Source organism: Pseudomonas soli (assembly GCF_021283165.2).
GTDB lineage: Bacteria > Pseudomonadota > Gammaproteobacteria > Pseudomonadales > Pseudomonadaceae > Aquipseudomonas > Aquipseudomonas soli.
Window position 1 is genome coordinate 707,146 of sequence record NZ_CP128543.1, and the last position, 14,435, is coordinate 721,580.

The 14,435-nt window shown below is 66.5% G+C and carries 8 protein-coding genes; 7 read left to right on the forward strand and 1 reads right to left on the reverse strand.

Annotated features, from left to right (window positions below):
• The first annotated feature begins 139 nt into the window (after nucleotides 1-139).
• The 6 genes from recC to yfiB all read left to right on the forward strand — a co-directional run bounded on the left by recC (nucleotide 140) and on the right by yfiB (nucleotide 11,779).
• Entirely contained in the window at nucleotides 140-3,622 is a 3,483-nt protein-coding gene (recC, locus tag LU688_RS03175; protein ID WP_160290878.1) for an exodeoxyribonuclease V subunit gamma, read from the forward strand.
• The gene (gene recB, locus LU688_RS03180; protein WP_094010347.1) at nucleotides 3,619-7,290 is read left to right on the forward strand and encodes an exodeoxyribonuclease V subunit beta; all 3,672 of its coding nucleotides are present in this window, start codon (nucleotides 3,619-3,621) and stop codon (nucleotides 7,288-7,290) included. Before recC ends, recB begins: the two co-directional genes overlap by 4 nt.
• Nucleotides 7,287-9,362, forward strand: coding sequence for an exodeoxyribonuclease V subunit alpha (recD, locus tag LU688_RS03185; RefSeq protein ID WP_094010346.1), 2,076 nt, complete (start codon nucleotides 7,287-7,289; stop codon nucleotides 9,360-9,362). Before recB ends, recD begins: the two co-directional genes overlap by 4 nt.
• A gap of 69 nt (nucleotides 9,363-9,431) precedes the next feature.
• Complete coding sequence (gene yfiR / locus LU688_RS03190) at nucleotides 9,432-10,007, forward strand: regulatory sequestration protein YfiR (protein WP_031316726.1); 576 nt, start codon at nucleotides 9,432-9,434, stop codon at nucleotides 10,005-10,007.
• Nucleotides 10,004-11,275 carry a diguanylate cyclase DgcN/YfiN gene (gene dgcN / locus LU688_RS03195; protein WP_023632751.1) on the forward strand — a complete coding sequence of 424 codons (1,272 nt, stop codon included), beginning with the start codon at nucleotides 10,004-10,006 and terminating at the stop codon, nucleotides 11,273-11,275. The genes yfiR and dgcN overlap by 4 nt, the downstream gene beginning before the upstream one ends.
• A gap of 3 nt (nucleotides 11,276-11,278) precedes the next feature.
• Nucleotides 11,279-11,779 (forward strand): outer membrane lipoprotein YfiB, encoded by a 501-nt coding sequence (gene yfiB, locus LU688_RS03200; RefSeq protein WP_231867455.1) that lies wholly within the window; start codon nucleotides 11,279-11,281, stop codon nucleotides 11,777-11,779.
• A gap of 40 nt (nucleotides 11,780-11,819) precedes the next feature.
• Here yfiB and LU688_RS03205 read toward each other — a convergent pair whose 3' ends face one another.
• Complete coding sequence (locus LU688_RS03205; protein WP_031316500.1) at nucleotides 11,820-12,770, reverse strand: LysR family transcriptional regulator; 951 nt, start codon at nucleotides 12,768-12,770, stop codon at nucleotides 11,820-11,822.
• 133 nt (nucleotides 12,771-12,903) lie between these two features.
• Between LU688_RS03205 and LU688_RS03210 the strand changes: the two genes are divergently transcribed.
• On the forward strand, nucleotides 12,904-14,430 hold the full coding sequence (locus LU688_RS03210) for a CoA-acylating methylmalonate-semialdehyde dehydrogenase (protein WP_038707313.1): 1,527 nt from the start codon (nucleotides 12,904-12,906) through the stop codon (nucleotides 14,428-14,430).
• The last annotated feature ends 5 nt before the right edge of the window (nucleotides 14,431-14,435 follow it).

Here is a 14,435-nt window from a genome sequence, read left to right on the forward strand (position 1 = left end):
CCTATCTGCGCGAGCAGGTAGGGGTTTTGTCTTTGTGCCCGGAAAACTCATGGCCTGACCGGGCAGCATCGCGAGCCCCCGCCTGCTGTCTCCGTGATAAGGTTTCCCGTCAGCATCAACCGCATTCCCGAGAGCTCCTATGCCGCAGACCACCTCACTCCACCCAGGTTTCATGATCGTCCAGGGCAATCGCCTGGACGAGCTGCGCAATCTGGTGGTGAGCGTGATGCGCCGCTACCCCCTGGCGCCGCTGGAGAACGAGATTGCGCTGGTACAGAGCAACGGTATCGCCCAATGGCTGAAACTGGCGCTGGCCGAGGACCCGCAAGACGACGATCAGGGCGGTTGCGGCATCGCCGCTGCCATCGATGTGCAGCTCCCGGGCAGCTTCATGTGGCAGTTGTACCGCCGCGTGTTGGGCCGTGATGAAATCCCCGAGGTTTCGCTGCTCGACAAGGCCCCCCTGACCTGGCGCCTGATGCGCCTGCTCCCGGAAGTGATCGAACGCCCGCACTTCGAACCACTGCGCCGCTTCCTCACCGACGACAGCGACCTGCGCAAGCGCTACCAGCTGGCCGAACGGCTCGCCGACCTGTTCGACCAGTACCAGGTCTACCGCGCCGACTGGTTGAAGGACTGGGCAGATGGTGCCCACGTACTCAATACCGCCCGTGGCGAGCGCAAGCCGTTGGCTGCTGGCAATCGCTGGCAGGCCGAGCTGTGGCGGCTCCTGCTCGAGGACGTGGGCGCGGAGGGCATGGCCCAGAGCCGAGCTGGTGTGCACCAGCGCTTCATCGAGCGGATCAACAGCCTGGAGCAGGCGCCCCCAGGGCTGCCGGCGCGGTTGATCGTGTTTGGCATTTCGTCGCTGCCCGCACAGATCCTGGAAGCCTTGGCAGGTCTTGCCCGTTTCAGCCAGGTCCTGTTGTGCGTGCACAACCCCTGTCGTCACCACTGGGGCGATATCGTCGCCGACAAAGACCTGCTGCGGCACCAGTACAAACGCCAGCAACGCAAGCAGGGCATGCCTTTGCAGCTGGACGACGAACTGCTGCATCAGCATGCTCATCCGCTGCTGGCGGCCTGGGGCAAGCAGGGGCGCGACTACATCAACCTGCTCGACAGCTACGACGACCCAGGCAGCTACCAGAATGTCTTCAGCGAAGGCCGTATCGACCTGTTCAGTGACGCCCAACCCGAGACCCTGCTCAACCAGCTGCAGGACGATATCCTCGAGCTGCGGCCTTTGGCCGAGACGCGTACGCAATGGCCAGCAGTCGATCCGGCCAAGGACCGCTCCGTGCGCTTCCACCTGGCCCATAGCCCGCAGCGCGAAGTCGAGATCCTCCACGACCAGTTACTCGCCCGCTTCAGCGCCGACCCGACGCTGCGCCCCCGCGACGTCATCGTCATGCTGCCGGCCATCGACACCTACGCGCCGCACATCCGTGCAGTGTTCGGCCAGCTCGATCGCAACGACCCGCGCTTTATCCCCTTCACCCTGACCGACCAGGGCCAGCGTGGTCGCGACCCACTGCTCATTGCCCTGGAGCATCTGCTCAAGCTGCCCGACAGCCGCTTTGCCGTCAGTGAAGTGCTCGACCTGCTGGACGTACCGGCCGTGCGCGCCCGTTTCGCCATCCAGGAAGGCGACCTGCCGACGCTGCATCGCTGGATCGAAGGGGCGGGCATCCGCTGGGGGTTGAGTGCCGAACAGCGCGCCAGCCTGGGGCTGCCGGAAGGTCTGGAGCAGAACAGCTGGCGATTCGGCCTGCGCCGGATGTTGCTGGGGTACGCGGTCGGGGTAGGCGAAAGCTGTGACGGCATCGAGCCTTATGATGAGATTGGCGGCCTCGATGCCGCATTGATCGGGCCGCTGGTGGCCTTGCTCGATGCCTTGGAGGTCGCTTGCCAGGCCCTGACCCAGCCGGCCTCGGCGCCAGACTGGGGCGCCCGGCTGCACGCCCTGCTGCAGATCTTCTTCCTGGCCGAGAACGAACACGACGAGCTGCTCCTGGTGCAACTGCAGGATCTGCGCGACACCTGGCTGGAGACTTGCGAGGCGGTGGGCCTGCAAGACCTGCTGCCGCTAACGGTGGTGCGCGAAGCCTGGCTGTCGGGGTTGGACCAGGGCAAGTTGTCGCAACGCTTCCTTGCCGGTTCCGTGAACTTCTGCACCCTGATGCCCATGCGCGCCATCCCGTTCCGCGTGGTCTGCCTGCTGGGCATGAACGATGGTGACTATCCACGCGCCCAGCCGCCCCTGGACTTCGACCTGATGGCCAGCGACTATCGTCCGGGCGACCGCTCCCGGCGGGAGGATGACCGTTACCTGTTGCTCGAAGCCTTGCTGTCGGCACGTGACCAGCTCTATGTCAGCTGGGTCGGGCGCAGTATCCGCGACAACAGCGAGCGTCCGGCCTCGGTGCTGATCGGGCAACTGCGCGATCACCTGGCCGCCGGCTGGCAGCTCGCCGGTGCCAAGGCCGGGTTGCGCGATGACGCTGGGCAGCAGTTGTTGCATGCGTTGACCCAGGAGCATCCGCTGCAGCCGTTTAGCCAGCGCTATTTCCAGAAAGGCAGCCCGCTGTTCAGCTTTGCCCATGAGTGGCTGGCCTTGCATCAGGCCGAGGACGGCGCAGCGACCGCCGCTATCGGGCTGTCGCCCTACGTCAGCGATGAACCGCTGAACCTGGTGCAGCTTCAGGATTTCCTGCGCCACCCGGTACGGCATTTCTTCAGCCAGCGCCTGAAAGTGTTCTTCGAAACGTTGGAAGCGCCGACGCCGGACGAAGAACCCTTCGTCCTCGATGCCCTGCAGCGCTATGGCCTGAGTGAAAGCCTGCTTGGCGCCGCGCTGGCCGACCCCGACAACGCCGAGCGAGCCCTGCAAGCTCAGGCCCGGAGGCTGCAGGCCTGCGGGCTGCTACCGTTGGCCGGGTTCGGTGAGGCCTTGCAGGCGGAGCTGATCCAGCCGCTGCCGGACTTGCTGCAACGCCATCGACAGTTGCTGCAGCGCTGGCCGACGCTGGTCGAGGGTGCCCTGCCGATTCACTTCGAACAGGGCGCGCAGCGCCTGGAAGGCTGGCTCGGCCGTGTGTACCAGGGCGAAGACCAAAGCCTGCTGAGCATCGCCACCGTGCCCAATACCCTGAGTGCCGGGCGTAACAGCCTGAAATGGCATCGCCTGATCCCGGCCTGGGTCATGCACCTTGCCGCCTGCGCCTCGGGCTATCCACTGCACAGCGCGTTGGTGGCCAGCGACCTGACCTTGCTGCTGGCACCACTGCCGCAGGCCGATGCGAGGCAGCGCCTGGGCGAGTTGCTGGTGGCACGCCAGGCGGGAATGAACGCGCCCTTGCCCGTCGCGGCCAAGACTGCCTTCGCCTGGCTGGCCCAGGAGGATCCGGACAAGGCGCTGGCTGCAGCAGCCCGGGCCTACGAAGGTGACGGCCAGAACAGCTTTGGCGAGCGCAGCGAGAGCCTGGCCCTGGCCCGTCAATACCGTGACTTCGCCGCACTGGCCCTCGATGAAACCTTCGAGGGTTGGTGCGAAACCCTGTATCGCCCCTTGTTCGCGGCGCCCTGGCAAACCCTGGGCAACCCGGAGAGCGCCCAATGACCCAAGCCCGCCCCCTGGCGCTGAGCTTTCCTTTGCACGGCAGCCAACTGATCGAGGCCAGCGCCGGCACCGGCAAGACCTTCACTATCTCGGCCCTGTACCTGCGCCTGATCCTTGGGCATGGCGGCGAGCAGGGCTTTGCCCGCGAGCTGCTGCCGCCGCAGATCCTGGTGGTGACCTTCACCGATGCGGCAACCAAGGAACTGCGTGAGCGTATCCGTGCGCGCCTGGCTGAAGCGGCGCGCTTTTTCCGCGGCGAACTCGAGGATGCCGACCCCTTGCTGCACCTGTTGCGCGAGGATTATCCACAGGCGCACTGGCCACGCTGTGCCAACCGCCTGGAAATCGCCGTGCAATGGATGGACGAAGCGGCGGTATCGACCATCCACGGCTGGTGCCAGCGCATGTTGCGTGAGCATGCGTTCGACAGTGGCAGCCTGTTCACCCAGAGCCTGGAAACCGATCACAGCGAGTTGCTGGGCCAGGTCATGCGCGACTACTGGCGGCGCTTCTGCTACGGCATGCGTGGCGAGTCGCTGGCCTGGGTGCGCGGCAACTGGGGCAGCCCCGATGCTTTGTTGCCAAGGATCAGGCCATTGTTCGGCCGCGTCCGAGGCCAGACGGACGATCAGGAGCCGCAAGCCTTGATCGAGGCGACCCTGCGCCAGCGCACCGAGCAACTGGCCCAGCTCAAGGCCCCTTGGGCCGCCTGGGCCGACGAGCTGCAGCAGATCTGCCGCGATGCCGTGGCGGCCAAGCAGGCGGATGGGCGCAAGTTGCAGGCACGCTACTTCGAGCCCTGGTTCGACAAGCTGCGCGCCTGGGCCGGTGATGAGCAGGCCATGGAGCTGGACCTGGGGACCGGTTTTACCCGGCTGACCCCGGCGGGCATGGCCGAGGCGTGGAAGGCCGGCGAGCCACCGCAGCACCCGGCGCTGCACGCCATGGCGGCCCTGCGTGAACAGTTGCAGGGGCTGGCCAGCCCCGATGCGCGCCTGCTGGAGCATGCCGCCGCCTGGGTTTCGGCGCGCTTCGAGGTGGAGAAGCGTCGACGCGCCGAAATGGGCTTCGACGACATGCTGCTGCGCCTTGAGCATGCCCTGGGCAGCGATGCCGGCGAGCGCCTGGCCGCGTTGATCCGCGAGCAGTTCCCGGTCGCGTTGATCGACGAGTTCCAGGACACCGACCCCGTTCAGTACGGCATCTTTGAACGTATCTACCGTATCAGCGAGAACAATCCGGACACCGGCCTGTTCATGATCGGCGACCCCAAGCAGGCGATCTACGCCTTCCGCGGCGCCGACATCTTCACTTACCTGGCCGCGCGCCGCGCCACCGCCGGGCGCCTGCACAGCCTGGACACCAACTACCGCTCGAGCCAAGCCATGGTCGCGGCGGTGAACCGGGTATTCCTCCAGGCCGAGGAGCGTGCCGAGGGCCGTGGGGCATTCCTGTTCCGGGCCCATGGCGACAACCCGCTGCCCTTCGTCGAAGTACGCGCCAAGGGCCGTGGCGAGCAATTGCTGGTGGCCGGGCAACCGAGCGCGGCCCTCTGTTGCTGGCAGCTGGATAGCGATGAGCCGGTATCCAGTACCTTGTATCGCCAGCAGCTGGCGGCCAGTTGCGCGAGCCATATCGTCGAGCTGCTCAATGGCGGGCAGCAAGGCATCAGTGGTTTCGCCGACGCCGCTGGCAAGCTGCGCCCCTGCCTGCCCTCCGATATCGCCATCCTGGTGCGCGACGGCCGCGAGGCCCAGCTGATCCGCGCCGAGCTGGCCGCCCGCGATGTGCGCAGCGTGTACCTGTCGGACAAGGACTCGGTGTTCGCCGCCCAGGAAGCCCACGACCTGCTGGCCTGGCTCAAGGCCTGCGCCGAACCGGACTCGGAGCGCCTGCTCAAGGCCGCCCTGGCCAGCCTGACCCTCGACCTGCCGCTGGTCGAACTGGAGCGCCTGAACCAGGACGAACGGGTCTGGGAGGGCTGGGTGATGCGTTTTCGCCGCTACCGCGACATCTGGCAACGCCAGGGCGTGCTGCCGATGCTGCGCCGCCTGCTGCATGACTTCCAGCTGCCCCGCGCGTTGATGGGCCGCAGTGACGGCGAACGCGTGCTGACCAACCTGCTGCACCTGGCCGAGCTGTTGCAGCAGGCGGCGGGCGAACTGGATGGCGAGCAAGCGCTGATCCGCCACCTCACCGAGCACCTGGCCAACGCCGGGCAAGCGGGCGAGGAGCAGATCCTGCGCCTGGAAAGCGACGAACAACTGGTCAAGGTGGTGACCATCCACAAGTCCAAGGGCCTGGAATACCCGCTGGTGTACCTGCCGTTCATCTGCACCAGCAAACCGGTGGATGGCCAGCGTCTGCCCCTGGGCTGGCACGATGAGCAAGGCGTGGCGCACCTGACTCTGACGCCGAATGCCGAGCAGATCGAGCGCGCCGACGACGAGCGCCTGGCCGAGGACCTGCGCCTGCTCTACGTCGCCCTGACCCGCGCCCAATACGCCTGCTGGCTGGGCGTCGCCGACCTCAAGCGCGGCACCCAGCGCAGCTCGCAACTGCACCGTTCGGCACTGGGTTACCTGCTCGGCGGCGGGCTGCCATTGCCTGCCTCCAGCCAGCTGGGCGAGTGGCTCCAGGCACTGGCAGCGAGCAACCCGGCCATCAGCCGGGGGGCGCTGCCCGAAGTACAGACACAGAGCTATCGCACGCCGGACAGCCAGCGCGAACTCCTGCCGCCGCGCAAGCCACGGCGCGCCGCCGCGGAACACTGGTGGATTGCCTCCTACAGTGCCCTGCGGGTGGGCGACCAGACGCTGATCGCCGACAGCTCCCAGGCCCAGCAACTGCTGGACGACGAGGTGCTGGACAGCCAGCTGCTGCGCGAGGTCCCGGCCGAGGCGGGCGATATCCACCGCTTCCCCCGTGGGCCGAACCCGGGGACCTTCCTCCATGGCCTGCTCGAATGGGCGGGTCGCGAAGGTTTCGCCGAGATCAGCAGCCAGGCCGAGGTGATCGAGCGCACCGTGGGGCGGCGCTGCAATCGACGCGACTGGACCGGCTGGATCCCCACGCTGACGCAGTGGCTGCAGCAATTGCTGCTGCAACCCATGCCGCTGCAGGGGGCCACCCTTACCCTGGCGCAACTGAACCACTACCAGATCGAAATGGAGTTCTGGTTCGCCAGCCACCAGGTCGACGCCCTGCGCCTCGACTACCAGGTGGCGCGCCATACCCATGCCGGCGCGGCGCGCCCGGCCGCGCAGCCGACCTTGCTCAATGGCATGTTCAAGGGCTTCATCGACCTGGCGTTCGAGCTCGATGGGCGCTACTACGTGGCCGACTACAAGTCCAACTGGCTTGGCCCCGATGCCGAAGCCTATGGCGCCCTGGCAATGGAGCAGGCGATCCTCGAACATCGCTACGACCTGCAGTACGTGCTCTACCTGCTGGCCCTGCATCGCCAGTTGCGCGCCCGCCTGCCTGACTACGACTACGATCGGCATGTCGGTGGCGCGGTGTTCATCTTCCTGCGCGGCGTCACGTCGGCAGGCCACGGGCTGTATCATGCGCGGCCACCCCGGGCGCTGATCGAGCAGCTCGACGCGATGTTCCGGGGTGAGCAAGAACCTGAACAACAGGACCTGTTTGCCGGAGCCGCGCCATGAGCCGCAACCTCGATGACCTGCTGCCCACGCCATTGCAGGCGGAGCATCTGAGCGCCCTGGCGCCGCTGAGCGCCAGCCACGACCTGCTGGCGTTGCTCGATCGCTGGGTCGAGCGCGGGTGGTTGCGTGCCCTGGATCGGGCCTTCGTGAGTTTTCTCGAGGAACGGGCGCCAGGCAGTGACCCGTTGGTGCTGCTGGCCGCGGCGCTGGCCAGCCACCAGCTGGGGCATGGGCATGTCTGTCTGGACCTGCGCCAGACTCTCGCGGAACCAGACTTCGCCCTGTCGCTGCCTCCGGAAGGCGATGCCCTGGCCGGGCCGCTGCTGCTGCCTTCGCAACTGCTGGCCAGCCTTGACCTGGGTACTTGGCTGCAACGGATCGCCGAGAGCTCGCTGGTCGCGGCGGGCGATAGCGTCGAACAGCGCGCCCGGCCACTGGTGCTCAGCGCCGAGCGTTTGTACCTGCGCCGCTACTGGGCTTACGAGCGGCGGATCGACGGCGCCCTGCATGAGCGCCTGGCACGCCGTCAGCCTCAGCCCGCCGATCTGGCCCAGCGCCTGGCGCAGCTGTTCGACGGCGGCTCGGCGGCCGGCGAGGTGGACTGGCAGAAGCTGGCATGCGCCCTGGCCACCCGAGCGGGTTTCAGTGTGATCACCGGCGGCCCCGGCACCGGCAAGACCACCACCGTGGTGCGCCTGCTGGCGTTGTTGCAGGGGCCGGCGGTCGAGCAAGGCCGACCGCTGCGTATCCGCCTGGCGGCACCGACCGGCAAGGCCGCGGCGCGCCTGACCGAGTCCATCGGCCAGCAGGTCGAGCGCCTGCAGGTGGACGTTGAGGTACGGGCGCAGATCCCCACCGAGGTCAGCACCGTGCACCGCCTGCTGGGCAGCCGCCCAGGCTCTCGGCATTTCCGCCATCATGCCGGCAACCCGTTGCCGCTGGACGTGCTGGTGATCGATGAAGCCTCGATGATCGACCTGGAGATGATGGCCAACCTGCTCGATGCCCTGCCGTCCACCGCCCGGCTGGTGCTGCTGGGCGACAAGGACCAACTGGCCTCGGTGGAAGCCGGGGCGGTGCTGGGCGACCTGTGTCGCGACGCCGAGGAAGGCTGCTACTGGCCCCAGACCCTGGCCTGGCTTGAGCAGGTGGGCGGGCAGTCGCTGGCGGGCATTGGCCTGAAACCGGGCGATGGGCAGCGCAATCCGCTGGCCCAGCAGATCGTGATGCTGCGTCATTCGCGGCGTTTCGGCGAAGGCAGCGGCATCGGCCAATTGGCGCGCCTGGTCAATCGCCAGCAGGCGCTGGAGGCGCGGGCGCTGCTGGCGACCCGACCTGCGGACGTTCATTGCCTGACCCTGGGCGGCGAACACGACAAGCGCTTCGATCGCCTGTTGCTCGACGGCCTTGGCCAGGGCGGCGAAGGGCCGCAGGGTTACCGTGGCTACCTGCGCACCATCGGCCGCTTGCGCCCGCCGCCTGGCACGCCGGGCGACGATCCGCGCTGGGAGCGTTGGGCCGCCGAGGTACTGCAGAGCTTCGAAGCCTTCCAGCTGCTTTGCGCCGTGCGCAGGGGCGCCTGGGGTGTCGAAGGCCTGAACGAACGCGTGGCCCGGGTGCTGCACAATGCCGGACTGATCGATAGCCAGCAACCCTGGTACGAGGGCCGCCCGGTACTGGTCACCCGCAATGACTACGGCCTCGGCCTGATGAACGGTGATATCGGCATTGCCCTGCGCCTGCCGGACGAGCAGGGCGAGGCGTTGCTGCGCGTGGCCTTCCCGCGCAACGATGGCAGCGGCGGGGTGCGCTTCGTCCTGCCCAGCCGGCTCAGCGAAGTGGAAACCGTGTTCGCCATGACCGTGCACAAGTCCCAGGGCTCGGAATTCAGCCATACCGCGCTGGTGCTGCCCGATGCCTTGAACCCGGTGCTGACCAAGGAGCTGGTGTACACCGGCATCACCCGCGCCAAGCATTGCTTCAGCCTGATCGAGCCGCGCGCCGGGGTGTTCGAGGAAGCGGTGGAGCGCAAGGTCAGGCGAGTCTCGGGGCTGATGCTGGAGCAAGTCTGACTCTGGAGTTCGCCGCCGATATGCTATCGTTGCGGCATTATCCGCAAACATTTTGTGAGATTTTCCCCCATGACTGTGGCTGTCTCGGTCTTGAGACGAGTGACGGGTTGTGCGCTCTCGCTGCTGATGGCCACGCTGTTGTCGACCGGCGCTCCCGCCTGGGCGGGCACTGCCGCGTCGGATGCGCAGGCGCAGCAACGGGCCAAGGCCGTGACCCAGGTGGTACTGGGGATCCTCAGCTACGCACGCTGGCCTGCCGACCCCAACCCCTTGCGCCTGTGCCTGGTCGGCCCTACCGAGTACGCCGACGACCTGATCAAGGGCAATGTGCAGAACTCCGGGCAACCCCTGCAGGTGCGCCGTCTGCTGGCCGACGACCCGAGCGTGGCCAATGCCTGTGATGCCATCTATATCGGCAAGCTCGACAAGCTGGAACGTGAGCGGTTGTTCCAGCGGGTCAATGGCCACCCATTGCTGAGCATCAGCGAGGCCGATGACCCGTGCACCGTGGGTAGCCTGTTCTGCCTGCGGGTCAGCGACCAGCAGGTGGCGTTCGACGTCAACCTCGACTCGGTGGCGCGCAGCGGTGTGCGCATCCACCCCAGCGTGCTGCAGCTGTCGCGACGGCGGGCAGGGCAGCCATGAAGCGTTCAGCCAAGCGCTTCAGCCGGCCGACCCTGCGTGCTGTGCTCGGCCGTCGTCACCTGAGCGTGGCGCTGCTCGCCGCGGGCCTGGCCGGTGTGCTGGTGACCCTGCTCGGCGTGGCGGCGTTGCGCGTCTATGCCAATCACAACCTGCACCTGATCGCCCGCTCCATCAACTACACCGTCGAGGCGGCCGTGGTGTTCGACGACAGTGCCGCGGCCAACGAAGCGCTGGCATTGATCGCCTCCACCGAGGAGGTCGCCGACGCCAAGGTCTATGACAACGACGGCGAACTGCTCGCCCATTGGCAGCGTGATACGCCCGGCGTGATGGCGCAGTTGCAGACCCAGGTGGCGCGCGGACTGCTGGAAGAGCCGATCAACATGCCGGTGCAACACATGGGCCAGCGCGTCGGGCATATCGAGTTGACCGGGCAGGGTGGCAGCCTGGTGCGCTTCCTGCTCAGCGGCCTGGCCGGGATCCTGGTGTGCACGGTGCTCAGCGCGGTGCTGGCGCTGTATCTTTCACGGCGCCTGTTCAGCGACATCATCCGGCCCCTGCGCAACCTGGCCAGCGTCGCCCATGCGGCGCGGCGCGAGCGCAGTTTCGACCGCCGCGTGCCGGAAACCCAGATCGCCGAGCTCAACGAGCTGGGCAACGACTTCAATGCCCTGCTCGATGAGCTGGAGGTGTGGCAGAGCCACCTGCAAAGCGAGAACGAAACCCTCGCCCACCAGGCCAGCCATGACAGCCTGACCGGCCTGCCCAACCGCGCCTTCTTCGAAGGGCGGCTGAGTCGCAGCCTGCGCAACGCAGCGCGCACGCAAGATCATCTGGCCCTGTTGTTCCTGGACAGCGACCATTTCAAGCAGATCAACGACAGCCTCGGCCATGCGGTGGGGGACGAAGTGCTGATCAGCGTGGCTAGTCGGGTGCGTGCGCAACTGCGCGAGCATGACCTGGTGGCGCGCCTGGGCGGTGACGAGTTCGCCGTGCTGCTGACGCCGCTGCACTCGCGAGAGGATGCCAAGCGCATCGCCGAGAAAATCGTCGACAGCATGAAGCTGCCGGTGCAACTGGAGGATGGTACCAGTCTGACCACCTCGCTGAGTGTCGGTATCGCCTATTACCCGGACGACGGCCGCGACCCGGCCAGTCTGCTCAATGCCGCCGATGCGGCGATGTACCAGGCCAAGCGCAATCGCCGCGGCCATTGGCAAGTGGCACAGACGGAACGCTGTGCCAACGATGCAAAGAACAGGAGCTGAACCGTGACCAAGCGTTTTTCCGTACTGCGTTTCCCGTTATTCACCCTGCTGCTGGCGCTGTTCGCCCTCACCGGCTGCCAGAGCGTGCCGCCCAAGGGGCTGACACCCGAGCAGGTCGCCGTGCTCAAGCGCGAGGGCTTCGCCCCGACCGATGACGGCTGGGCGTTCGACCTGTCCGGCAAGGTGCTGTTTGGCAGCGACCTGGATAGCCTCAACAGCCAGAGCGAATCGATCGTCGAGCGCATCGGCAAGGCGTTGCTGTCGGTGGATATCCAACGCGTGCGCATCGACGGTCACGCCGACGCCTCGGGCAAGGCCGCCTACAACCAGCAGTTGTCCGAGCGCCGCGCGCAGAGCGTGGCCAAGGCCTTGGCCGGCATCGGCATGCAGCCGCAGAACATCCAGACCCGCGGCATGGGCAGCAGCCAGCCGGTGGCGGACAACCGCACCGCCGCAGGGCGCATGGAGAACCGCCGGGTGTCGATCGTGGTGGGGTCGGAGTGATACCGACATCGCGGGGCTTGCCCCGCGATGATGCCTTCCCTCAATCCCGAGCGAACTTCATCTCCCGCGTCTCCCCCATCAACAACGGCGCATTGGCCTCGGTCACCTCACGGATGTAATCCCACAGCAGGGTGATCCGCTTCAACTTGCGCAGGTCCTCCCGGCAGTACATCCAGAACTGCCGCGTCACCTCGATCTGCTCCGGCAGCACCGTCACCAGCCGTGGGTCCTGCGCCGCCAGGAAGCACGGCAGGATCGCCAGCCCACGCCCCTGCAATGCCGCCGTGTACTGGGCGATCACGCTGGTGCTGCGCAGGTGCGCGTTGGCGTTGGGGATCAGGTTGGCCAGATACAGTAGCTCCGAGCTGAAGGCCAGGTCGTCCACGTAGCTGATGAACGGGTGGCGCCCCAGGTCGGCAATCTCGCGGATGGGTTCATGGCTGTCCAGGTAATCCTGGGTGGCATACAGGCGCAGGCGGTAGTCGCACAGCTTGCAGCACACGTAAGGGCCATGTTCCGGACGCTCCAGGGCGATGACGATATCGGCTTCGCGCTTGGACAGGCTGATGAAGTGCGGCAGCGGCAGGATGTCCACAGAGATCGCCGGCCAGGCATCGACGAAGTGGCTCAGCTGCGGGGTGACGAAGAAGCTGCCGAAGCCTTCGGTGCAGCCCATGCGCACATGCCCCGACAATGCCACGCCCGAGCCCGAGACTTGCTCGCAAGCCATGTGCAAGGTGCTCTCGATCGACTCGGCATAGCCCAGCAGACGCTGGCCCTCGGCGGTGAGGACGAAGCCGTTGGTCCGCGATTTTTCGAACAGCAAAGTGCCCAGCGCCCCTTCCAGTGAACCGATGCGCCGCGACACCGTGGTGTAGTCCACGGCCAGGCGCTTGGCCGCACTGCTGGCCTTGCGGGTGCGCGCTACCTCAAGAAAGAACTTGAGGTCGTCCCAGTTCAGCGCGCTCAGGGAGGTGAGGTCTTTTTGCATGATGATCCGGTTTTTTTGTGCATTCTTGTTGGATGTTTGCACATCTATACTCGATCTCAGCCCCTGTACGCCACCCCGTGTCCATGCCGGCGTAGGCGTCTTCGTTCCGACAATAATTCCAAGGAGAGCGCAGATGAACGCACCCCAGACGCCCGACCAGACCAAGGTCGAGCAGGTCAAGCTGCTGATCGACGGCCAATGGGTCGAGTCGAAAACCACCGAGTGGCGCGACATCGTCAACCCGGCCACCCAGCAGGTGCTGGCGCGTGTGCCGTTCGCCACCGTCGAGGAAGTGAACGCCGCGGTGGCCGCCGCCGAGCGCGCCTTCAAGACCTGGCGCGACACTCCCATCGGCGCGCGCATGCGCATCATGCTCAAGCTGCAGGCGCTGATCCGCGAACACAGCAAGCGCATCGCCGTGACCCTCAGCGCCGAGCAGGGCAAGACCATTGCCGATGCCGAGGGCGATATATTCCGTGGCCTGGAAGTGGTCGAGCACGCCGCCTCCATTGGCACCCTGCAGATGGGCGAGTTCGCCGAGAACGTCGCCGGCGGCGTCGACACCTACACCCTGCGCCAGCCGATCGGCGTGTGCGCCGGCATCACCCCGTTCAACTTCCCGGCGATGATCCCGCTGTGGATGTTCCCGATGGCCATCGTCTGCGGCAACACCTTCGTGCTCAAGCCGTCCGAGCAGGACCCGCTGTCGACCATGATGCTGGTCGAGCTGGCGCTGGAGGCTGGCGTGCCGGCCGGCGTGCTCAACGTGGTGCATGGCGGCAAGCAAGTGGTCGATGGCATCTGCACCCACCCGGACATCAAGGCGATCTCGTTCGTCGGCTCGACCGAAGTCGGCACCCACGTCTACAACCTGGGCAGCCAGCACGGCAAGCGCGTGCAGTCGATGATGGGTGCCAAGAACCACGCCGTGGTGCTGCCCGACGCCAACCGCACCCAGACCATCAACGCCCTGGTCGGCGCCGCCTTCGGCGCGGCCGGCCAGCGCTGCATGGCCACCTCGGTGGCGGTGCTGGTGGGCAAGGCCCGCGAATGGCTGCCGGATATCAAGGACGCGGCGAGCAAGCTCAAGGTCAATGCCGGCAACGAGCCGGGCACCGATGTCGGCCCGGTGGTCTCCAAGCGCGCCAAGGAGCGTGTGCTGGGCCTGATCGAAAGCGGTATCAAGGAGGGCGCCAAGCTCGAACTGGACGGCCGCGACGTGAAGGTGCCGGGCTACGAGCAAGGCAACTTCGTCGGTCCGACCCTGTTCTCCGGGGTGAAGACCGACATGCAGGTCTACACCCAGGAAATCTTCGGCCCGGTGCTGGTGACTTTGGAGGTGGATACCCTCGACGAGGCCATCGCCCTGGTCAACGCCAACCCGTTCGGCAACGGCACCGGCCTGTTCACCCAGAGCGGCGCGGCGGCGCGCAAGTTCCAGAGCGAGATCGACATCGGCCAGGTCGGCATCAACATCCCGATTCCGGTACCGGTGCCGTTCTTCAGCTTCACAGGTTCGCGCGGTTCCAAGCTTGGCGACCTCGGCCCGTACGGCAAGCAGGTGGTGCAGTTCTACACTCAGACCAAGACCGTCACCGCCCGCTGGTTCGACGATGACAGCGTCAATGACGGTGTGAACACCACCATCAGCCTGCGCTAAGGAGC